The 21,240-nt window shown below is 70.9% G+C and carries 15 protein-coding genes and 1 pseudogene; 8 read left to right on the plus strand and 8 right to left on the minus strand.

All coding sequences use genetic code 11. The annotated features are described in order from the left end of the window. Positions 1–20 precede the first annotated feature (20 nt). The 3 genes from ACFYPN_RS31065 (at position 21) to ACFYPN_RS31075 (ending at position 2,697) form a co-directional block, all read left to right on the plus strand. Entirely contained in the window at positions 21–740 is a 720-nt protein-coding gene (locus ACFYPN_RS31065; protein ID WP_389302994.1) for a ComF family protein, read from the plus strand. Between the two features lie 328 nt (positions 741–1,068). After that, a complete protein-coding gene (gene hpf, locus ACFYPN_RS31070; RefSeq protein ID WP_358760303.1) occupies positions 1,069–1,758 on the plus strand; it encodes a ribosome hibernation-promoting factor, HPF/YfiA family in 690 nt (229 codons plus the stop codon). Between the two features lie 183 nt (positions 1,759–1,941). Then, positions 1,942–2,697 (plus strand): response regulator transcription factor, encoded by a 756-nt coding sequence (locus tag ACFYPN_RS31075; protein ID WP_358760305.1) that lies wholly within the window; start codon positions 1,942–1,944, stop codon positions 2,695–2,697. Between the two features lie 40 nt (positions 2,698–2,737). Here ACFYPN_RS31075 and ACFYPN_RS31080 read toward each other — a convergent pair whose 3' ends face one another. Together ACFYPN_RS31080 and ACFYPN_RS31085 are read right to left on the minus strand one after the other, a co-directional pair. Beyond that, positions 2,738–3,934, minus strand: a complete 1,197-nt coding sequence (locus tag ACFYPN_RS31080; protein ID WP_358760307.1) for a DNA glycosylase AlkZ-like family protein — start codon at positions 3,932–3,934, stop codon at positions 2,738–2,740. Positions 3,935–4,034: 100 nt separating this feature from the next. Then, entirely contained in the window at positions 4,035–4,778 is a 744-nt protein-coding gene (locus ACFYPN_RS31085) for a GNAT family N-acetyltransferase (RefSeq protein WP_389302904.1), read from the minus strand. A 239-nt stretch (positions 4,779–5,017) separates the two neighbouring features. Here ACFYPN_RS31085 and secA point away from each other — a divergent pair, with 239 nt between their 5' ends. After that, complete coding sequence (secA, locus tag ACFYPN_RS31090; protein WP_358760309.1) at positions 5,018–7,834, plus strand: preprotein translocase subunit SecA; 2,817 nt, start codon at positions 5,018–5,020, stop codon at positions 7,832–7,834. Positions 7,835–8,056: 222 nt separating this feature from the next. Here secA and ACFYPN_RS31095 read toward each other — a convergent pair whose 3' ends face one another. Then, positions 8,057–8,554 carry an Rv3235 family protein gene (locus ACFYPN_RS31095; RefSeq protein ID WP_389302908.1) on the minus strand — a complete coding sequence of 166 codons (498 nt, stop codon included), beginning with the start codon at positions 8,552–8,554 and terminating at the stop codon, positions 8,057–8,059. A gap of 272 nt (positions 8,555–8,826) precedes the next feature. Here ACFYPN_RS31095 and ACFYPN_RS31100 point away from each other — a divergent pair, with 272 nt between their 5' ends. Further along, entirely contained in the window at positions 8,827–9,333 is a 507-nt protein-coding gene (locus ACFYPN_RS31100) for a DUF6912 family protein (protein ID WP_358760313.1), read from the plus strand. 115 nt (positions 9,334–9,448) lie between these two features. Then, entirely contained in the window at positions 9,449–10,120 is a 672-nt protein-coding gene (locus ACFYPN_RS31105) for an HAD family hydrolase (RefSeq protein WP_358760315.1), read from the plus strand. A gap of 55 nt (positions 10,121–10,175) precedes the next feature. On the opposite strand, the pseudogene ACFYPN_RS31110 reads toward ACFYPN_RS31105, so the two are convergent. Continuing rightward, positions 10,176–10,741, minus strand: a pseudogene (locus tag ACFYPN_RS31110) (DJ-1/PfpI family protein). Positions 10,742–11,194: 453 nt separating this feature from the next. On the opposite strand from ACFYPN_RS31110, the gene ACFYPN_RS31115 reads away from it, so the two are divergent. Continuing rightward, a complete protein-coding gene (locus ACFYPN_RS31115; RefSeq protein ID WP_358760319.1) occupies positions 11,195–16,207 on the plus strand; it encodes an NAD-glutamate dehydrogenase in 5,013 nt (1,670 codons plus the stop codon). A 103-nt stretch (positions 16,208–16,310) separates the two neighbouring features. Here the strand turns inward: ACFYPN_RS31115 and ACFYPN_RS31120 are convergent, their stop codons facing one another. Both ACFYPN_RS31120 and ACFYPN_RS31125 read right to left on the minus strand, forming a co-directional pair. Further along, entirely contained in the window at positions 16,311–17,087 is a 777-nt protein-coding gene (locus ACFYPN_RS31120; protein ID WP_358760321.1) for an ABC transporter ATP-binding protein, read from the minus strand. Next, positions 17,080–18,027: an ABC transporter permease gene (locus ACFYPN_RS31125; RefSeq protein ID WP_358760323.1), complete on the minus strand. Its 948-nt coding sequence runs from the start codon at positions 18,025–18,027 to the stop codon at positions 17,080–17,082. The genes ACFYPN_RS31120 and ACFYPN_RS31125 overlap by 8 nt, the downstream gene beginning before the upstream one ends. Positions 18,028–18,249: 222 nt before the next feature. Between ACFYPN_RS31125 and ACFYPN_RS31130 the strand changes: the two genes are divergently transcribed. Next, a complete protein-coding gene (locus tag ACFYPN_RS31130) occupies positions 18,250–18,864 on the plus strand; it encodes a TetR/AcrR family transcriptional regulator (RefSeq protein WP_358760325.1) in 615 nt (204 codons plus the stop codon). A 104-nt stretch (positions 18,865–18,968) separates the two neighbouring features. Here the strand turns inward: ACFYPN_RS31130 and ACFYPN_RS31135 are convergent, their stop codons facing one another. Then, on the minus strand, positions 18,969–19,856 hold the full coding sequence (locus tag ACFYPN_RS31135) for a carbohydrate ABC transporter permease (RefSeq protein WP_358760327.1): 888 nt from the start codon (positions 19,854–19,856) through the stop codon (positions 18,969–18,971). After that, complete coding sequence (locus ACFYPN_RS31140; RefSeq protein ID WP_358760329.1) at positions 19,853–21,238, minus strand: sugar ABC transporter permease; 1,386 nt, start codon at positions 21,236–21,238, stop codon at positions 19,853–19,855. Before ACFYPN_RS31140 ends, ACFYPN_RS31135 begins: the two co-directional genes overlap by 4 nt. Between the last annotated feature and the right edge of the window lie 2 nt (positions 21,239–21,240).

Raw genomic sequence — 21,240 nt, forward strand, 5'->3', positions numbered from 1 at the left:
CCGGCGGGCAGAGTGGTGCCGTGCGGGAGTGGTGGGGGGAGTTCGCCGGACTGGTCCTGCCGGTGGCCTGCGGTGGCTGCGGCAGACCGCGTACGGAGCTGTGCGTCCCGTGCGGCGACGCGCTGGGCGGCCGGGAGCCGCGCCGGGTCCGGCCGTCGCCCGAGCCGCCCGGACTGCCGGAAGTACACGCGGCCGCCCCGTACGAGAACGCCGTGCGTGCCCTCCTGCTGGCTCACAAGGAGAGGGGTGCCCTGACGCTCGCGCGCCCGCTCGGCGGCGCTCTCGCGGCTGCCGTACGGGCCGGGCCGGGGCGGTCCGGGGAGGGCGGGCCCCTACTACTGGTACCCGTCCCGTCGGCCCGCCGGGCCACCGCCGCGCGCGGGCACGATCCGGTACGGCGGATCGCCCTGGCGGCCACCGCCGCGCTGCGCCGGTCGGGCACCCCGGCGCGGGTCCTGCCGGTCCTGCGGCAGCGGCGCCGGGTCGCCGACCAGGCGGGGCTCCGGGCGGTCCAGCGGCGGGCCAACCTCGCGGGTGCGCTGGAAGCGGTACCCGGTTCGCAGCGGCTCCTCGCGGCCGGCCGGGTGGTGCTGGTGGACGACCTGATGACGACCGGGGCGACGCTGGCGGAGGCGGCCCGCGCGGTCGGGCCGGACATGACCCGTCCGGGCACATTCCGGCCGCCCTGGGCAGCGGTGGTCGCAGCTTCTCCGTCTGCTTTCGGATTAAACCGGAACTGACAGAAATGTTTCATCCTTGCAGGTGGTGAAGGGGCAAAGGGGTCTGAACGGAGGTACGCGTGAGTAGCGGGTGCCGAGAAGGCGGTCGGCACGCTATGTTCGGTGGTGAGGCATGGTGAACCCCAGGCCTCGATGAACGCACCACCAGGTTTCGGGCAGGCTTACATCCTGAGTTCAGCTGTCAGAAGATCGGTGGGATGGTGAACCCGCCGGTGGGCAGGAGGAGGTGGAAGGTCACCTAGTCCGAGGCTCCGGAAAGCGCTGGAGCCTGGTGCAAAAGGGAGGCGCTCCGCCACCGTTGCGGAGCGATCCGGGAACGGAGTTCTGCGTGGACATCGTCGTCAAGGGCCGCAAGACCGAGGTGCCCGAGCGGTTCCGCAAGCACGTGGCCGAGAAGCTGAAGCTGGACAAGATCCAGAAGTTCGACGGCAAAGTGATCAGCGTCGACGTCGAGGTGTCCAAGGAGCCGAATCCCCGTCAGGCCGACCGCTCCGACCGGGTGGAGATCACGCTCCACTCGCGGGGCCCGGTCATCCGGGCGGAAGCGGCTGCGGGCGACGCGTACGCGGCGCTGGACCTGGCCACCGGCAAGCTGGAGGCGCGGCTGCGCAAGCAGCACGACAAGCGCTACAGCCGCCGCGGCAACGGCCGTCTGTCGGCCGCCGAGGTCGCGGACGTGGTGCCGGGCACGGCCGCGTTCGACGAGGACGGTGAGCTGGTCGGGGACCAGACGTCCGAAGAGGTACCCACCACGAAGATCGGTTCGCTGGAGGTACAGGGCGAGGGCCCGCTGGTGGTGCGCGAGAAGACGCACGTGGCGGCCCCGATGATGCTCGACCAGGCGCTCTACGAGATGGAACTGGTCGGCCACGACTTCTACTTGTTCGTCGACGCGGAGACCAAGGAACCCAGCGTCGTCTACCGGCGGCACGCCTACGACTACGGTGTCCTCCACTTGAGGACCGACCCCCTCGCCTCGGACGAAGCCGGTGGCGCGGGCGGTGCGCTCGGCGGCTGACGATCCGTCTTCGCGGTGCCCCCGGAGTGCGTGCGCGTCCCCCGGGGGCACCGGCGTGCGACCACGGACCCCCGATCCGGCGGCCGGGCATGAAAGCATGGGCTCTCGAGCCAATCGCTGTGCGGTGCAGTGCCGTTGGCGACCGTGTGTGATTTCAGGCCGTGGCCTTCAGGGGGAGGAACGATGGCGGACACCTTCGGGCCCGTGCGCGACACGAATGTTTCCGGAGCGACTTCCCGTACCCGGGCCGACGCGGACGAGGACGCCTCGCCCCGCAAGGAACCCATCCGGGTCCTGGTGGTCGACGACCACGCGCTCTTCCGCCGTGGACTGGAGATCGTGCTCCAGCAGGAGGAGGACATCCAGGTCGTCGGCGAGGCGGGGGACGGCGCGGAGGCGGTCGACAAGGCGGCGGACCTGCTGCCCGACATCGTGCTGATGGATGTGCGGATGCCCAAGCGCGGCGGTATCGAGGCGTGCACCGCCATCAAGGAGGTGGCACCCAGCGCGAAGATCATCATGTTGACGATCAGCGACGAGGAGGCCGACCTCTACGAAGCGATCAAAGCCGGCGCCACCGGATACCTGCTCAAGGAGATCTCCACCGACGAGGTCTCCACGGCGATCCGCGCGGTCGCCGACGGGCAGTCCCAGATCAGCCCGTCGATGGCGTCCAAACTCCTCACCGAGTTCAAATCGATGATCCAGCGCACCGACGACCGGCGACTTCTTCCGGCGCCCCGGCTCACCGACCGCGAACTCGAAGTCCTGAAACTCGTGGCCACCGGCAAGAACAACCGCGACATCGCCAAGCAGTTGTTCATCTCCGAGAACACGGTGAAGAACCACGTGCGCAACATCCTGGAGAAACTCCAGCTCCACTCCCGCATGGAAGCCGTGGTCTATGCCATGCGGGAGAAGATCCTGGAGATCCGGTGAGCCTCACCGGAGCGGCAGTGCGGCCGGGGTTCTCCGTCCCTCACCGGTGCGCGGCGGAGAACGCCGCCCCGACCGCCCCGGCGAGCGGTTCCCGCAGTCCCGGGGTGTCCACGCGCTCCAGCCGTACGTCCGTGCAACCGACCCAGGAGGCCGCCTCCACGAGCGCCTCGGCCATCGGTGCCACCGCCTTGGGGCCCGCCAGGGACACCTGACGGGCGACCAGTGTGGTGCCCTCGCGTGCGGGGTCGGCGCGGCCCTGGAGCCGCCCGCCGGCGAGCAGGGGCATGGCGAAGTAGCCGTGCACCCGCTTGGCCTTCGGGGTGTACGCCTCCAGGCGGTGGGCGAACCCGAAGATCCGCTCGGTGCGCGCCCGTTCCCAGATCAGGGAGTCGAACGGCGACAGCAGCGTCGTGCGGTGACGTCCGCGCGGTTCGACGGCCAGTGCCTCCGGATCGGCCCAGGCGGGCTTCCCCCACCCCTCCACCGTCACCGGTACGAGGCCGGAGCCGGCCACCGCGGTGTCGAAGTGCTCGGCCTTCAGCCGGTGGTAGTCCGCGAGATCGGAACGGGTACCGACCCCGAGGGAACGGCCCGCCAGCGCCACGAGCCTGCGCCGGCACTCCTCGTCGGTCAGGTCGTCGTGCAGGAAGCGGTCCGGGATCGCCCGCTCGGCCAGGTCGTAGACGCGCTTCCAGCCCCGGCGTTCGGTGCAGACCACCTCGCCGTACATCAGGGCGCGCTCGACCGCGACCTTGGTCGCGGACCAGTCCCACCACTCGCCGCCGTTCTTCGCACCGCCGAGCTGGGTCGCGGTGAGGGGGCCCTCGGCGCGCAGTTGCGCGATCACGGTGTCGTACGTACCGGCGGGCAGCTCGTGATGCCACTGCGGGCGGTTCCGGTAGGCGCGGCGACGGAAGGCGAAGTGCGGCCACTCCTCGACCGGCAGCACGCACGCGGCGTGCGACCAGTACTCGAAGGCGCGGCCACCCGACCAGTACGCCTCCTCCACCGCCTTGCGGCCGATCCCGCCGAGCCGGGCGTACGGCACCAGCTCATGGGATCTGGCCAGCACCGAGATGGTGTCGAGCTGGACGGCCCCGAGGTGCCGGAGCACCCCGGGCACACCCGCGCGGCGGTCGGGCGCGCCCAGGAACCCCTGGGCGCGCAGCGCGATCCGGCGGGCCTGATCGGCGGAGAGTTCGACCACGGGGGGCTGCACGGGCGGCTCGGGCGTCATGGAGGCACCTTAAGGGGCGCCACCGACAGCCACCGGGGGGACGAAAAGGTGCCCGAAGGGTGCACCTGGCGCGCCTCTGCCCGGTCTGCCCGGCCTCGCCTCAGCCCTGGGACGGCAGGTACGCGGCGGAGCCCGGCGGAGGGGCCCCCGGGTCCGGCAGCCCGGTGCCGGTGAGCCACAGGCCGGGCCCGGAGGGGATACGTCCCGGGCCGGACGTCGGGAGTCCCAGGTCGGCCGGGAAGAGCGACGCGCTCCAGAGGGCACGGGGTGCCCCGCCCCCGGCGCTCGTACCCCCGGGCCCGTACTCGGTGGGGCCGGTGGGGCCGGTGGGGCCGGTGGGGCCAGTGGGGCCAGTGGTGCGAGCACCGGGGGCGGCGCGAGCGGTGACGTCGTCGAGCCGGAACCCGGCGCGCAGGGCGACCGCCCGGGAGGCCACGTTGCCGGCCTCGGCCCACCACTCCAGCCGGACCGCCCCCCGTACGGAGAACGCCCAGCGCGCCAGGCGGACCACCGCCTCCGTCCCGTACCCCTGCCCGCGGTGTTCGCGGGCCAGCCAGAAGCCGACCTCGTACGTGGCGGGGGACGGGCGGCGGACGAGGCCGAGGGCACCCGCCAGCGCGCCGGACCGCTCGACCAGGGCGAAGTGGTAGCCGGAATCGTCCCGCCACCCCGCCGGCGCGATGGTGCCCGTGAAGAGTTCCGCGTCGGAGCGCAGGTAGGGCGACGGGATGTCCGTCCAGCGGAGGATCTCCGGATCCTGGCAGGCACGATGCACCGCGTCCGCGTCCCCGGGGGTGAAGGGACGGAGCAACAGGCGGCGGGAGGTGAGAGTGGTCGGCTCCATGGGCGCATTCTGGTGACCGCGAGGCCCTGCCGGGAGCACTTTCCGGGCTTCCCGGCACCTTCCCGGCTCTTCGGCCGTTCTCCTGGAAGGCGCGGTGAGGTCCACCCAGGGGCAGCCCTCCCGGCGCGGCGGTGTCCTCGCTTACGATGGCCGTTGCGGTGGGGCCCACCTGCCGTGCCCGCGCCAGCGTCCGTCAAACGACCCAGTGCCAGGCCCGACCGGCAAGGAGACCAGCCTCAGTGTCCGTCTTCAACAAGCTCATGCGTGCAGGCGAAGGCAAGATCCTGCGCAAACTGCACCGCATCGCGGACCAGGTCAGCTCCATCGAAGAGGACTTCGTCAACCTCTCCGACGCCGAGCTGCGGGCGCTCACCGACGAGTACAAACAACGGTACGCGGACGGCGAGAGCCTGGACGACCTGCTCCCCGAGGCGTTCGCCACCGTCCGTGAGGCCGCCAAGCGCGTCCTCGGACAGCGCCACTACGACGTGCAGATGATGGGCGGCGCCGCCCTGCACCTCGGGTACGTCGCCGAGATGAAGACCGGTGAGGGCAAGACCCTCGTCGGCACCCTTCCCGCGTACCTCAACGCGATCTCCGGCAAGGGCGTCCACCTGATCACGGTGAACGACTACCTCGCCGAGCGCGACTCCGAGATGATGGGCCGGGTCCACAAGTTCCTCGGTCTGACCGTCGGCTGCATCGTCGCCAACATGACCCCGGCGCAGCGCCGCGAGCAGTACGCCTGCGACATCACGTACGGCACGAACAACGAGTTCGGCTTCGACTACCTCCGCGACAACATGGCGTGGTCGCAGGAGGAGCTCGTCCAGCGCGGCCACAACTTCGCGGTGGTCGACGAGGTCGACTCGATCCTCGTCGACGAGGCGCGTACCCCGCTGATCATCTCCGGTCCGGCCGACCAGGCGACCAAGTGGTACGCCGACTTCGCCAAGCTGGTCACCCGGCTCACCAAGGGCGAGCCGGGCAACCAGCTCAAGGGCATCGAGGAGACCGGCGACTACGAGGTCGACGAGAAGAAGCGGACCGTGGCCATCCACGAGCCCGGCGTCGCCAAGGTCGAGGACTGGCTCGGGATCGACAACCTCTACGAGTCGGTCAACACGCCTCTCGTCGGGTACCTCAACAACGCCATCAAGGCGAAGGAACTCTTCAAGAAGGACAAGGACTACGTCGTCATCGACGGCGAGGTCATGATCGTCGACGAGCACACCGGCCGTATCCTCGCCGGCCGCCGCTACAACGAAGGCATGCACCAGGCGATCGAGGCGAAGGAAGGGGTGGACATCAAGGACGAGAACCAGACCCTCGCCACGATCACCCTGCAGAACTTCTTCCGCCTCTACGGCAAGCTCTCCGGCATGACCGGTACGGCCATGACCGAGGCCGCCGAGTTCCACCAGATCTACAAGCTGGGCGTCGTGCCGATCCCGACGAACCGGCCGATGGTCCGCCTCGACCAGTCCGACCTGATCTACCGCACCGAGGTCGCCAAGTTCGCCGCCGTCGTCGACGACATCGCGGAGAAGCACGAGAAGGGGCAGCCGATCCTGGTCGGTACCACCTCGGTCGAGAAGTCCGAGTACCTCTCGCAGCAGCTCTCCAAGCGCGGTGTCCAGCACGAGGTGCTCAACGCCAAGCAGCACGACCGTGAGGCGACCATCGTCGCCCAGGCCGGCCGCAAGGGCGCCGTCACCGTCGCGACGAACATGGCCGGCCGTGGCACCGACATCAAGCTCGGCGGCAACCCCGACGACCTCGCCGAGGCGGAGCTGCGCCAGCGCGGCCTCGACCCGGTCGAGCACGTCGAGGAGTGGGCGGCCGCGCTGCCCGCCGCGCTGGAGAAGGCCGAACTCGCCGTGAAGGCGGAGTTCGAGGAGGTCAAGGAGCTCGGCGGGCTGTACGTGCTGGGCACCGAGCGCCACGAGTCGCGCCGTATCGACAACCAGCTGCGCGGTCGTTCCGGCCGTCAGGGAGACCCGGGCGAGTCCCGCTTCTACCTCTCGCTCGGCGACGACCTGATGCGCCTCTTCAAGGCGCAGATGGTGGAGCGCGTGATGTCGATGGCGAACGTCCCCGACGACGTGCCGATCGAGAACAAGATGGTCACCCGCGCCATCGCCTCCGCGCAGTCCCAGGTCGAGCAGCAGAACTTCGAGACGCGCAAGAACGTCCTGAAGTACGACGAGGTGCTCAACCGCCAGCGCGAGGTCATCTACGGCGAGCGTCGTCGCGTCCTGGAGGGCGAGGACCTCCAGGACCAGATCCGTCACTTCATGGACGACACGATCGACGACTACATCAGCCAGGAGACCGCCGAGGGCTTCGCGGAGGAGTGGGACCTCGACCGGCTGTGGGGCGCCTTCAAGCAGCTCTACCCGGTGAAGGTCACCGTGGAGGAGCTGGAGGAAGCGGCCGGCGATCTCGCGGGTGTCACGGCGGAGTTCATCGCCGAATCCGTCAAGGAGGACATCCACGCGCAGTACGAGGAGCGCGAGAACTCGCTCGGCTCCGAGATCATGCGTGAGCTGGAGCGCCGCGTGGTCCTCTCGGTTCTCGACCGCAAGTGGCGCGAGCACCTCTACGAGATGGACTACCTCCAGGAGGGCATCGGCCTCCGTGCGATGGCGCAGAAGGACCCGCTGATCGAGTACCAGCGCGAAGGGTTCGACATGTTCAACGCCATGATGGAGGGCATCAAGGAGGAGTCGGTCGGCTACCTCTTCAACCTCGAGGTCCAGGTCGAGCAGCAGGTCGAGGAAGTCCCGGTCAAGGACGACGCCGAGCAGCCCTCGCTCGCCAAGGAGGGCGCCGGTGTCGCGGCGGCCGCCCGGCCCGAGATCCGCGCCAAGGGCCTCGAAGCCCCGCAGCGCCCCGACCGCCTGCACTTCTCCGCCCCCACGGTGGACGGCGAAGGCGGCGTGGTGGAGGGCGAGTTCGCCGACAGCGCCCCCGAGGGCGACGGCCTGACCCGCGCCGAGCGCCGCAAGGCGCAGAAGAGCGCGGGCGGCGGCGGGCGTCGCCGCAAGAAGTAGTCCGCGGGCCGTCGGCGACGGCACGGCGGTACGCACCGGCGGGGCCGGGATCTCCACACGGAGGTCCCGGCCCCGCCGGTTTCCGTACCGCTGGTGGTTGCCGTACCGCCGGGGGTGCTGCCCCACGCCGGGGGCACCGCGCCGGGGGTGCTGCCCCACGCGGGGGCCGGGCGCCTGTCGGCTCCGGACCCGCGCTCGGCTGCCCTGGGACCTGTCTGGGGCTCAGGTGGGCAGGCGTTCGCCACCCAGCTCCACCGCCGCGCAACGCCACCGCAGATCGGCGCCCTGCTCCAGCCGGAACGCCATCGCGTGCACCCGGCCGCCGCCCGAGATGCTCGCGAACGCCTCGACCACACCGGTCGCCGGCTGCGCGCCGTAACACCCCCGCAGCACCGGACTGCTGCCCCAGGCGACGCGCAGCGGGGCGCCGGGAGCCAGCTCGGCAAGCTGGTCGTACGCCTCGCCGACCGTGTGGCCGAGCATCCAGTGCACCGGGCGGCGCCCGCTGAGCACGGCGAGCAGCCGTTCCGCGAACCAGTGGTGCGGGCGCACCGGGCCCCGTGCCGGGAGCGGGCTCCGCCGCGCCGGTACGGTGCCGGGGCGGCGCTGGTCGCGGCGGCCCGCGGGCCTGCCGGCCGCGGGGCGGGTGGCGCCGCCGTTCTCCGCACCGGTGCGGCGGTCCGCGCGTAAAGTCCTGGTCCGGTCCGTGCTCATGGTCATCGTCCCCGTGTGAGGCCGCCCGGTCGTACCCGGACGGGTAACGTTCCGTCAGGAACCTTCTACGGGGCATCGCGACGGGGTCGCAAGGGACGGGGAGGCGTCCGGGGCGCACGGCACGGACCACCTATCCGGGTGAGCGGACGGCCAGGAGCGCCAGGAGTGTGCGGACGGCCGTTCCCCGGGGCCGCCCGGGAACGGGCGCCCGCCACGCCCCGAAGGGGGACCACCGACGTATCCTGAGGGCGTCTGTCGACTACGAAAGCGGCCAAGCCATGCGCGTGTACGTCCCCCTGACCCTTTCCGGGCTCGCCGCGGCGCACGGTGCGGGCGAGCTGGGCCCCGGACCGCTGACCGCCTACGCCGTGACCCCAGGGCTGCGCGAGTGGTACGTCTCCGACGACATGGAGGAGCTGGAGTACGCGGCGCTCAACCGGGCCGCCGCCGCCTCGCTCCGGCTGATCGCCGCCCTGCCCGAGGAGCCGCGCCGCCGGGTCGTGCTCGCGTTCGACGTACCGGACGGTGACGCGCTCGGCGACCCCGACGGGGGCCTGGACGCCGCGTCGGTCGGCGAGGTGCGGATCGGCTCGTCCGTGCCGCTCGCCAAGGCGGCGGCCGTGCACGTGGACTCCGACGAGGCCGAGAAGGACGTGACGGCAGCCGCCGCGGCCCTGGGCGCCGCCGACCACGGCGACGACGACGCGCAATTCACCGTGGACGGCGCGGAGGACCACGAGCTGCTCTGGTTCGGCGTGCAGGAGATCCCGCAGCTGCTCGGCTGAGTCCGCGGCACAAGAGGACGGCGCGGGGCCGGCCAGAGGGCGGCGAGAAGGCGGCGAGGGGCCGGTGAGGGGTGGCCCTCCCCGGTTGTCGGACCCGCCGAGTACGGTCTTTCCCATGGCGAAGCAGGGCGCGAGACGCACACACCTGGTCTGGGACTGGAACGGCACGCTGCTGGACGACATCCACGCGGTCCTCGGAGCGACCAACACGGCCTTCGCCGAGGTGGGGCTCGCGCCGCTCACGCTGGAGCAGTACCGCGCGACGTACTGCGTCCCCGTACCGCTCTTCTACGAGCGCCTGCTGGGCCGGATACCGACCGACGCCGAGTGGCAGCGGATGGACGTCATCTTCCACGACGCCTACGCCGAGCTCCGCGCGGCCTGCCTCCTCACCGAAGGCGCCGCCGAGCTCCTCGCGGGGTGGCGGCGGGACGGCCGCAGCCAGTCGCTGCTGAGCATGCACGGCCACGAGCAGCTGCTCCCGACCGTGCGCGGGTACGGCATCGAGGAACACTTCGTCCGGGTCGACGGGCGCACCGGGCCCTCCGGCGGCAGCAAGGCGCTCCACATGGAGCGCCACTTCGCCGCGCTCGGCACGGTCCCGCCGGAGCACGCGGTGATCATCGGGGACGCGGTGGACGACGCCGTGGCCGCCGCGCACGTCGGCGCGCGGGCGGTGCTGTTCACCGGCGGGTCGCACGACCGGGCCAGCCTGGCGGCGGCGGGGGTGCCGGTGGTGGACAGCCTGGCCGAAGCGGTGGCGCTGGCGGAGTCGATGACGGTCTGAGACCGCCCGGGGGAGCCCGCCCGGAGCCGAACGCCGCCGCCCCCGAACGGTTGTTTCAGGTCACCGGGGCCTTCGCGCGCAGCACCTTGAGGAACTCGCGCATCCACGCCGGGTGGTCGGGCCAGGCGCGCGAGGAGACGAGGGTGCCGTCGACCACCGCCTCCACGTCCTGGAAGGCGGCCCCCGCCGTCCGCATGTCCGGCTCCAGCGCCGGATAGGCGGTGACCTCGCGCCCGTCGAGGCTGCCGGTCGCGGCGGAGATCAGCGGGCCGTGACAGATCTGCGCGACCGGCCGCGCGTCCTCGAAGAAGGCGGCGACGATCGCGCGCAGGTCGGCGTTGTGTGGAGGTACTCCGGCGCCCGCCCGCCGGGGATCACCAGGGCGGCGTAGTCGCCGGGCGTCACCTCGGAGAACGCGAGGTCGGCGGGCCAGGTGTAGCCGGGTTTCTCGGTGTACGTGTCGAAGCCCGGCTCGAAGTCGTGGACCACGAAGCGCAGCGTCTTGCGCTCCGGGGCGGCGATGTCGACCTCGTACCCCTCCTCGCGCAGGCGCTGGTACGGATAGAGGACCTCCAGCGACTCGGCCGCGTCGCCGGTGACGAGCAGGATCTTCGGTGCCATGACGGGGCCCCCAGGGTTCGTGGTCGGCCGGGTGCGGCGTGCCCCCGGCCGCGTGCGGCGGGACCAGCCTGCACCGGCGGGACACGTTCGCCAAGAGGGCGCGCGCTCCCCGGACCGGGCTCGGCAAGTTGTACGAAGTGTCCAAAACAGAGGTCTCCGCTTGTCCACATTCGGTTCATGACGGCCCCCTGCCGGGGCGGGATAGCCTTGGCTCCGTGATCAGCGCGATACGCCTCGGGGGCATGGACGCCCCCGGCCCGCTCCCGGAGTGCCCACGCACCCGGGCCATCAGTGATCGCCGTCACCCCGACCCACGGCTGAATATCGCCGATTTGGTCCCGGGTATCTCTCATCGCGGCATAGCGTCGACTACGACCGGATACCCCGCGTCGTGGCGTTGCGCCGCTTTTCTCACCGACGTCACGCAATGGCGCGCGACAGGAGCCAGAGGACATGCAGACCAAGCTGGACGAAGCCAAGGCCGAGCTGCTCGCACGGGCTGCCGAGGTAGCTGACAACAGCCCGGGCGGTGGTGCCGGCGGCCCGGGAGGTACTTCCCGGGTGCGCGTCGCCGTGGCCGGAACGGACGGGGACGAGCGGTCCGGCCGGGACATGCTCCTCTCCTACCTCCAGCGCTACTACTTGCACACCGCTCCCGAGGACCTGAACGGCCGGGACCCGGTCGACGTCTTCGGCGGTGCCTCCTCGCACTACCGGCTGGCCGAGAACCGACCCCAGGGCACGGCCAACGTCCGGGTGCACACCCCGACCGTGGAGGAGAACGGCTGGACGTCCAGCCACTCCGTCGTCGAGGTCGTCACGGACGACATGCCGTTCCTCGTCGACTCCGTCACCAACGAGCTGTCCCGCCAGAACCGGGGCATCCACCTGGTCATCCACCCCCAGGTCCTGGTGCGCCGCGACGTCACCGGCAAGCTGCTGGAAGTCCTCACCGACGGCAGCGGCATCCCCAGGGTCCCCCAGGGCGAGAGCCGCAAGGCCACCGGCGCGGGCTCCGCCGGAGCGGGGCTCCCGCACGACGTCCTCGTGGAGTCCTGGATCCACGTGGAGATCGACCGCGAGACGGACCGCGAGGACCTCAAGGAGATCACCGCCGACCTGCTGCGCGTCCTGTCCGACGTGCGGGAGACCGTCGAGGACTGGGACAAGATGCGCGCCGCCGCGCTGCGCATCGCGGACGGCCTCAAGGACGAGCCCACCGACGACCTCCCCGCCGAGGAGATCGAGGAGGCCGGGGAGCTGCTGCGCTGGCTCGCCGCCGACCACTTCACCTTCCTCGGATACCGCGAGTACTCGCTGATGAACGGCGACTCGCTGGCCGCCGTGCCCGGCACCGGCCTCGGCATCCTGCGGTCCGACCCGAAGCACCACGAGGACGAGGCGCACCCCGTGAGCCCGTCCTTCGACCGGCTCCCGGCCGACGCCCGCGCCAAGGCCCGCGAGCACAAGCTGCTCATCCTGACCAAGGCCAACAGCCGCTCCACGGTCCACCGCCCGAGCTACCTCGACTACGTCGGCGTGAAGAAGTTCGACGCCGACGGAAACGTCGTCGGGGAGCGCCGCTTCCTCGGCCTCTTCTCGTCCGCCGCCTACACCGAGTCGGTGCGCAGGGTTCCCGTCGTCCGCCGCAAGGTCGCCGAGGTGCTGGAGGGCGCCGGCTTCTCGGACAACAGCCACGACGGCCGCGACCTGCTCCAGATCCTGGAGACCTACCCGCGCGACGACATGTTCCAGACGCCGACCGATCAGCTCCGCTCGATCGTCACCTCGGTGCTCTACCTCCAGGAACGCCGCCGCCTCCGGCTCTACCTGCGCCAGGACGAGTACGGCCGCTACTACTCCGCCCTCGTCTACCTGCCGCGCGACCGCTACACCACCGGCGTCCGGCTGCGGCTGATCGACATCCTCAAGGAGGAACTCGGCGGCACCAGCGTCGACTTCACCGCTTGGAACACCGAGTCGATCCTCTCCCGGCTGCACTTCGTCGTCCGGGTGGCGCCGGGCACCGAACTGCCGCACCTGACCGACGCCGACACCGAACACATCGAGGCCCGGCTCGTCGAGGCCGCCCGCTCCTGGGCCGACGGCTTCCAGGAGGCCCTGAACGCCGAATGCGGCGAGGAGCGCGCCGCCGAACTGCTGCGGCGCTACGCCCGGTCCTTCCCCGAGGGCTACAAGGCCGACCACACGCCGCGCGCCGCCGTGGCCGACCTCGGCCACCTCGAAGCGCTCAAGGCGGAGGAGAAGGACTTCTCGCTCAGCCTGTACGAGCCCGTGGGTGCCCTGCCCGGGGAGCGCCGGTTCAAGATCTACCGGACCGGCGAGCCCGTCTCGCTCTCCGCCGTCCTCCCGGTGCTCCAGCGCCTCGGCGTGGAGGTCGTCGACGAACGCCCGTACGAGCTGCGCTGCGCGGACCGCACGACCGCCTGGGTCTACGACTTCGGACTGCGGATGCCCGCGTCCAACGGCGACCACCTCGCCGCCGACGCCCGCGACCGCTTCCAGAACGCCTTCGCCGCCGTCTGGACCGGCGCTGCCGAGAACGACGGCTTCAACTCCCTCGTGCTGCGCGCCGGACTCGACTGGCGGCAGGCGATGGTCCTCCGCGCCTACGCGAAGTACCTGCGCCAGGCGGGTTCGACCTTCAGCCAGGACTACATGGAGGACACCCTCCGCAACAACGTCCACACCACCCGGCTGCTGGTCTCCCTCTTCGAGGCCCGGATGTCGCCCGCCCGCCAGAAGGCCGGCCGCGAGCTGACCGACGGACTCCTCGAAGAGCTCGACGGCGCGCTGGACCAGGTGGCCTCGCTCGACGAGGACCGCATCCTGCGCTCCTTCCTCACCGTCATCAAGGCGACGCTGCGGACCAACTTCTTCCAGCAGACCGACGACGGCGAGCCGCACGCCTACGTCTCGATGAAGTTCGACCCGCAGGCCATCCCCGACCTGCCGGCCCCGCGCCCCGCCTTCGAGATCTGGGTGTACTCGCCCCGCGTCGAAGGCGTCCACCTGCGCTTCGGCAAGGTCGCCCGAGGCGGCCTGCGCTGGTCCGACCGGCGCGAGGACTTCCGTACCGAGGTCCTCGGCCTGGTCAAGGCGCAGATGGTGAAGAACACCGTGATCGTGCCGGTGGGCGCGAAGGGCGGGTTCGTCGCCAAGCAGCTCCCGGACCCGGCGCTCGACCGTGACGCCTGGCTCGCCGAGGGCATCGCCGCCTACCGCGTCTTCGTCTCGGCGCTGCTCGACATCACCGACAACCTGGTGGCCGGCGAGACCGTGCCGCCCCTCGACGTGGTCCGCCACGACGAGGACGACACCTACCTCGTCGTCGCCGCCGACAAGGGCACCGCGAGCTTCTCCGACATCGCCAACGAGGTCGCCGTCGCGTACAACTTCTGGCTCGGCGACGCCTTCGCCTCCGGCGGCTCCGCCGGGTACGACCACAAGGGCATGGGCATCACCGCGCGCGGCGCCTGGGAGTCCGTCGAGCGGCACTTCCGCGCGCTCGGCCACGACACCCAGACCGAGGACTTCACCGTCGTCGGCGTCGGCGACATGTCCGGCGACGTGTTCGGCAACGGCATGCTCCTCTCCGAGCACATCCGGCTGGTCGCCGCCTTCGACCACCGGCACATCTTCCTCGACCCGACCCCGGACGCCGCCCTCTCCTACGCCGAGCGGCGCCGGATCTTCGAACTGCCCCGCAGCTCCTGGGCCGACTACGACACCCGCCTGCTCTCGGCCGGCGGCGGCGTCCACCCCCGCTCCGCGAAGTCGATCCCGGTCAACGCACACGTCCGCGAGGCCCTCGGCATCGAGGCCGGCGTCACCAAGATGACCCCCGCCGACCTGATGAAGGCCATCCTTCGGGCACCGGTCGACCTGCTCTGGAACGGCGGCATCGGCACCTACATCAAGTCCTCCGCCGAGACCGATGCCGACGTCGGCGACAAGGCCAACGACGCGATCCGCGTCAACGGCCAGGACCTGCGGGCCAAGGTCGTCGGCGAGGGCGGCAACCTCGGCGCCACTCAGCTCGGCCGCATCGAGTTCGCCCGGGCCGGCGGCTCGATCAACACCGACGCGATCGACAACAGCGCCGGTGTGGACACCTCCGACCACGAGGTGAACATCAAGATCCTGCTCAACGGGCTGGTCCGGGACGGCGACATGACCGTCAAGCAGCGCAACAAGCTGCTTGCCGAGATGACCGACGAGGTCGGCGCGCTCGTCCTGCGCAACAACTACGCGCAGAACGTCGCGCTCACCAACGCCACCACCCAGGCCGCCGACCTGCTCCACGCCCACCAGCGCTCCATGCGGCGGCTGGAGGCCGAGGGCGGCCTGGACCGCGCGCTGGAGTTCCTCCCCGCCGACCGGCAGATCCGGGAACTCCTCGCCGCGGGCAAGGGCCTCAGCCAGCCGGAACTCGCCGTGCTGCTCGCCTACATCAAGATCACCGCAGCCGACGAGCTGATCCACACCAGCCTCCCGGACGACCCCCACCTCCAGGCCCTCGCGCACGCCTACTTCCCCCAGCAGCTGCGCGAACGCTTCCCCGAGGCGATCGACAACCACGCCCTGCGGCGCGAGATCATCACCACCGTGCTGGTCAACGACACGGTGAACACCGGCGGCTCCACCTTCCTGCACCGTTTCCGCGAGGAGACCGGCGCCTCGGTGGAGGAGATCGTGCGGGCGCAGGCGGCGGCCCGTGAGATCTTCGGCCTGAGCAAGGTCTGGGACGCCGTGGAGGCCCTCGACAACAAGGTCTCCTCCGAGGTGCAGACCCGCGTGCGGCTGCACTCCCGCCGCCTGGTGGAGCGCGGCACCCGGTGGCTGCTGGGCAACCGCCCGCAGCCGGTGGACATCGCGGCCACCGTCTCCTTCTTCAGGGACCGGGTCGCCGAGGTCTGGGCCGCGATGCCGAAGCTGCTCCGGGGCACCGACCAGGAGTGGTACCAGCAGATCCTGGGCGAGCTGACGGAGGCGGAGGTGCCCGAGGAGCTGGCCCTGCGCGTCGCCGGGTTCTCCTCGGCCTTCCCGGCGCTCGACATCGTGGCCATCGCCGACCGTACGGGCAAGGACCCGCTGGCCGTCGCCGAGGTCTACTACGACCTCGCCGACCGGCTGCGGATCACCGCGCTGATGGACCGGATCATCGAGCTGCCGCGCGCCGACCGCTGGCAGTCCATGGCCCGCGCCTCGATCCGTGAGGACCTGTACGCGGCCCACGCGGCCCTCACCGCCGACGTGCTGGCCGTCGGGGCCGAGGGGACGACGCCCGAGGAGAGGTTCACGGCGTGGGAGGAGAAGAACGCGGCGATCCTCTCCCGGTCGCGCTCGACCCTGGAGGAGATCCAGAACTCCGACGCCTTCGACCTGGCGAACCTGTCGGTCGCGATGCGGACGATGCGGACGCTGCTGCGCACGCACGCCTGACGCCGGTGACGTAGCGAAAAGGGGGGCTCCGGGCCATCGGCCCGGAGCCCCCCTTCGTCCGTGCACCCAGGCACGTGCACCCGCGCAGGTGCGTGCGCAGGCGCTACTTCTTGGTGAACTGCTCGTACGCGGCGACGACTTCCTTCGCCGGACCGTCCATCCGCAGCACGCCCGCCTCCAGCCAGATCGCCCGGTCGCAGGTCTCCAGGATCGACCTGTTGCTGTGGCTGACCAGGAAGACCGTGCCGGCCTCCTTGCGGAGTTCCTTGATCCGGTCCTTGCTGCGGTTCTGGAACTTGGCGTCACCCGTGGAGAGCGCCTCGTCGATCAGCAGCACGTCGTGGCTCTTGGCCGCCGCGATGGAGAACCGCAGCCGGGCGCCCATGCCGGAGGAGTACGTCCGCATCGGCAGGGTGATGAAGTCACCCTTCTCGTTGATGCCGGAGAAGGAGACGATCCCGTCGTACCGCTCGCGGATCTCCTGGCGTGACATGCCCATCGCGAGGCCGCCCAGCACGACGTTCCGTTCGCCGGTGAGGTCGCTCATCAGCGCCGCGTTGACGCCGAGCAGCGAGGGCTGGCCCTGCGTGTGGACCTTGCCCTTCGTCGCCGGGAGCAGGCCCGCGATGGCCTTCAGCAGGGTGGACTTGCCGGAGCCGTTCGAGCCGATGAGGCCGATCGCCTCGCCCTTGTACGCGGCGAAGCTGACGCCCTTGACGGCGTGCACCTCGCGTACGCCCGGGCTCTGGCGGCGGGTGACGATCCGGCTGAGCGCGGAGGTCGCGCTGCCCCGGCCGCCCTTGGTGCCGTTGACCTTGTAGGTGATGTGCACGTCGTCGACGACGACGGTGGGTTCCCGCTCCGCGGTCGTGTCAGCCACGTCCGTACCTCTCTTCGGCCTTCCAGAAGAACACGAAGCCGCCGACGGCGCAGACGAGCGCCCATCCCGCCGCCACCGCCCACACGTGCGGGGGCAGTTGGTCGCCGGTGAAGCTGTCGATCAGGGCGAACCGCATCAGGTCGATGTAGACGGCGGCAGGGTTGCAGTCCAGGGCGACGATGACGAAGTGCGGGACCCGGTCCGTGGTGAGGAGGGAGTCCAGGCTCCACATCACGCCGGACGCGTACATCCAGGTACGCAGCAGGAACGGCATCAGCTGCGCGATGTCCGGGGTCTTCGCGGTGATCCGTGCCACGAACATCGAGACGCCGGTGTTGAAGAGCGCCTGGAGGAGGAGTGCGGGGATCGCGAGCAGCCAGGACGGGCTGGGGTACTGCCCGAAGACGAGCAGGATCAGGACGAGCGCGCCCAGCGAGAACAGCAGCTGCTGGAGCTGCTGGAGCGCGAGCGCGATGGGCAGCGAGGCGCGCGGGAAGTGCAGGGCGCGCACCAGCCCGATGTTGCCGCTGATCGCGCGGGTGCCCGCGGTGATCGAGCTGGAGGTGAACGTCCAGATGAAGACACCCGTGACGAGGAACGGGACGAAGTCGGCGACCCCGCGCTTGGTGTTCATCAGGATGCCGAAGATGAAGTAGTACACCGCCGCGTTGAGCAGCGGCGTCATGATCTGCCAGATCTGGCCGAGCTTCGCCTGGCTGTACTGAGCGGTCAGCTTGGCCGTGGCGAACGCCAGGATGAAGTGCCTGCGCCCCCAGAGCTGAGCGATGTACGCCGGGAGGGAGGGGCGGGCGCCGCTGACGGTGAGGCCGTGGCGCGCGGCGAGCGCCGCCAGCTCGCCCGGTGCGTAGACCGGGGCGAGTGCGGCGGGATCGGTTTCGGCCGGCCCTGGGGCCGGCGGAGCTGCTGTCTGGCTCACCACGATCGCTTTCGACGGAGGCTGAAAATCAGGCGGGGAAAACAGGCTGAAAAACAGGCGTTGAGGGCTGGGGGAAGCCCGCGCCGCGGGCCAGGGAAACGGGCGTTGAACTGCGGGACAACCCCGAGCCAACGATGGGACGGAACCGTTTCGTCGCCACGCTGAGCGTAAAACGTGCAGGCGTCGGGACGCAACCGTTTCGTCGTTACGGATATCCTGGAGAGCATGAGCACCGAACCCGGACCCCGGCGCCGCACCCCGGCGGGCGCCGCCGTGCTGCGCGAGGACGTGACCGACGCGATCCGCGGGGCCGTCTTCGAAGAGCTGGCCGCGGTCGGCTTCGCCCGGATGTCGATGGAGGGCATCGCGCGCCGCGCCGGCGTCGGCAAGACCGCCGTCTACCGGCGCTGGAAGTCCAAGCTGCACCTGGTGCTCGACCTGGTGGCCGCCGTCGCCGAACAGGGCATGCCGACCCCCGACACCGGCTCCCTCCACGGGGACGTCCGGGCGGTCCTCGGGCTCGCCTCGTACGCGCTGCGCCACCCCGTCGCCTCCCAGGTGATCCCGGACCTGCTCGTGGAGGCGGCCCGGAACCCGGAGATCGCCGACACGATCAAGGCGGCTCTCCTCGACCCGCAGAAGGGCGTCGCGGCCGTCGTGGTCCGGGCCGCGGTGGCCCGGGGCGAGCTGCCGGAGGGCAGCGACCCGGACCGTGCGCTGGACCTGATCGTCGGGCCGCTCTACTGGCGGCTCGTGGTGGTCCGCGGCGGCCTGCCGAAGGGGTACCTGGACGACCTGGCCGCGTCCACGGTCGTCGCACTCAAGCACCCGGGCACCTAGGCACCCGGGCACCTAGGCACCCGGGCACGTGGCACCCGGCGCAGACGTACGGGAGGCCCGCGCGTACCGCACGCGCGGGCCTCCCGGTGGCTGACGTGGGGCTATTACTTGACGGCCCCCGCCATCACCCCCGACACGAACTGCCGCTGGAAGGCGAAGAACACCGCCAGCGGGATGACCATCGACACGAACGCCCCGGGCGCCAGCACGTCGATGTTGTTGCCGAACTGGCGTACCTGCTGCTGGAGCGCCACCGTGATCGGCGGGTTGCCCGAGTCCGCGAAGATCAGCGCGACCAGCATGTCGTTCCAGACCCAGAGGAACTGGAAGATCCCGAGCGAGGCGATGGCCGGGCCCCCGAGCGGCATCACGACCCGGGTGAAGAGCCGGATCTCGCCCGCCCCGTCGAGCCGGGCGGCCTCCAGGAGTTCGCGCGGGATCTCCGCGAAGAAGTTCCGCAGCAGGAAGATCGCGAACGGCAGGCCGAAGGCCGTGTGGAAGAGGACCACGCCGAGGGTGGTCTCGAAGATCCCGAGGGTGCCGAAGAGCTTGGAGACCGGGATCAGCGCGACCTGCACCGGCACCACCAGCAGCCCCACGACCACCAGGAACCACCAGTCACGGCCCGGGAAGTCCATCCAGGCGAAGGCGTAACCGGCGAACGAGCCGATCACCACCACCAGCAGGGTGGACGGCACGGTGATCATCACGGTGGAGAAGAGCGAGTCGGTGATGGCCGGGTCGGAGAGCAGGTGCTGGTAGTTGTCGAGGGTCAGCTGGGACGGGGTGGTGAAGACCTGCCACCACCCGCTCGCCGCGATGTCCTTGCCGTCCCGCAGCGAGGAGAGCAGCAGCCCGATCGTCGGCATCAGCCAGAACAGGGCCACCAGCACGAGGAAGACCCGCATCACCCCGCCGCCGGCCCGTGCGGCGATCCGCGCCGCGAGCGACGGGACGGCCTTCGCCGCGGGGGTCGTGACCGGGGCCGTCATCGGCGCCCCTCCTTGCGTATCCGCCGGATGTTGAAGGCCATCACCGGGATCACCAGCAGCAGCAGGAGGACGGCGATCGCGCTGCCGACCCCCAGGTCCGCGTCCGTGCCGAACGAGGAGCGGTACAGCTGGAGGGCGAGGACGTTGGCGTCGTCCTGGGAGGAGCCCGGCGCGATGATGAAGATCAGGTCGAAGACCTTCAGCACGTTGATCATGAGCGTGACCAGTACCACCGCGAGGACCGGTGCCAGCATCGGCACGGTGATCCGCCGGAACACCTGCCACTCGTTCGCCCCGTCCACCCGCGCCGCTTCGAGGAGTTCGCGCGGCAGACCGGCGAGGCCCGCAGCGATCAGCACCATCGCGAAGCCCGCCCACATCCAGATGTAGCTGCCGATGATGCCGGGGGTGACCAGGCTCGGGCCGAGCCAGGAGACCCCGTTGTACGGCTCGCGGAAGTTGTCCGCGGGCAACCGCAGGACGGCGCCCGCGGCGGACGCGGGCAGCGAGAAGGTCCCGTCCGCGCCCGCCTTCGCACGGGCGACGACCTTGCCGTCCTTGACCGCCTCGACCTCGATGCCCTTGAGGCCGAGCTCCTTCGGGTCGACCGAGTTGGGCTTCCCGCCGCCGCCCCTGGTGAAGTCCAGCCAGGCGGTGCCGGTGATCCGGTCGCCGTCCGGCACGGGGGTACGGGCCGGCTCCGCGTCGCCCGGCATCTTCTCCGGTACGACTCCCACCAGCGGCAGCAGCACCGGGACGCCGGCCCGCACCGGCGTCTTCGTCAGATACGAGCCGCCACCGCCCGCCTTCAGCGGGTGCACCGGCAGCGGGTGCGCCTTCGGGAAGCCGGCGGACTCGGCGAACGTGTCGTGCACGCCCACCCAGACCGCGTTCGCGACCCCGCGCTCCGGGGCCTCGTCGTACACCAGCCGGAAGATGATCCCGGCGGCCAGCATGGAGATCGCCATCGGCATGAAGACGATCAGCTTGAACGCCGTGCCCCAGCGGATGCGCTCGGTCAGCACCGCGAAGATCAGACCGAGTGCGGTGGAGACCGTCGGTGCCAGGACCACCCAGATCAGGTTGTTCTTGACCGCCGTACGGATCGTGTCGTCCGTGAACAGCGTCCGGTAGTTGTCGAGCCCCGCGAAGCCGGTGCCCGCCTGGTCGAAGAACGAGCGGTAGACGGAGTAGGCGATCGGATAGACCACCAACGCGCCCAGCAGCACCAGCGCGGGCAGCAGGAACGCCACCGCGACGGCTCTGCGCGAGCCCGTGACACCGCGCCCGGACCGCCGGGCCTTCGACGGAGGGCCGGGGGACGGGGGGACCGGGTGGGCGGGGGGCACCGCACCGGCGCCCCCCGTCGTCGCTGTCGTCACCG

Source organism: Streptomyces sp. NPDC005576, assembly GCF_042871745.1.
GTDB lineage: Bacteria > Actinomycetota > Actinomycetes > Streptomycetales > Streptomycetaceae > Streptomyces.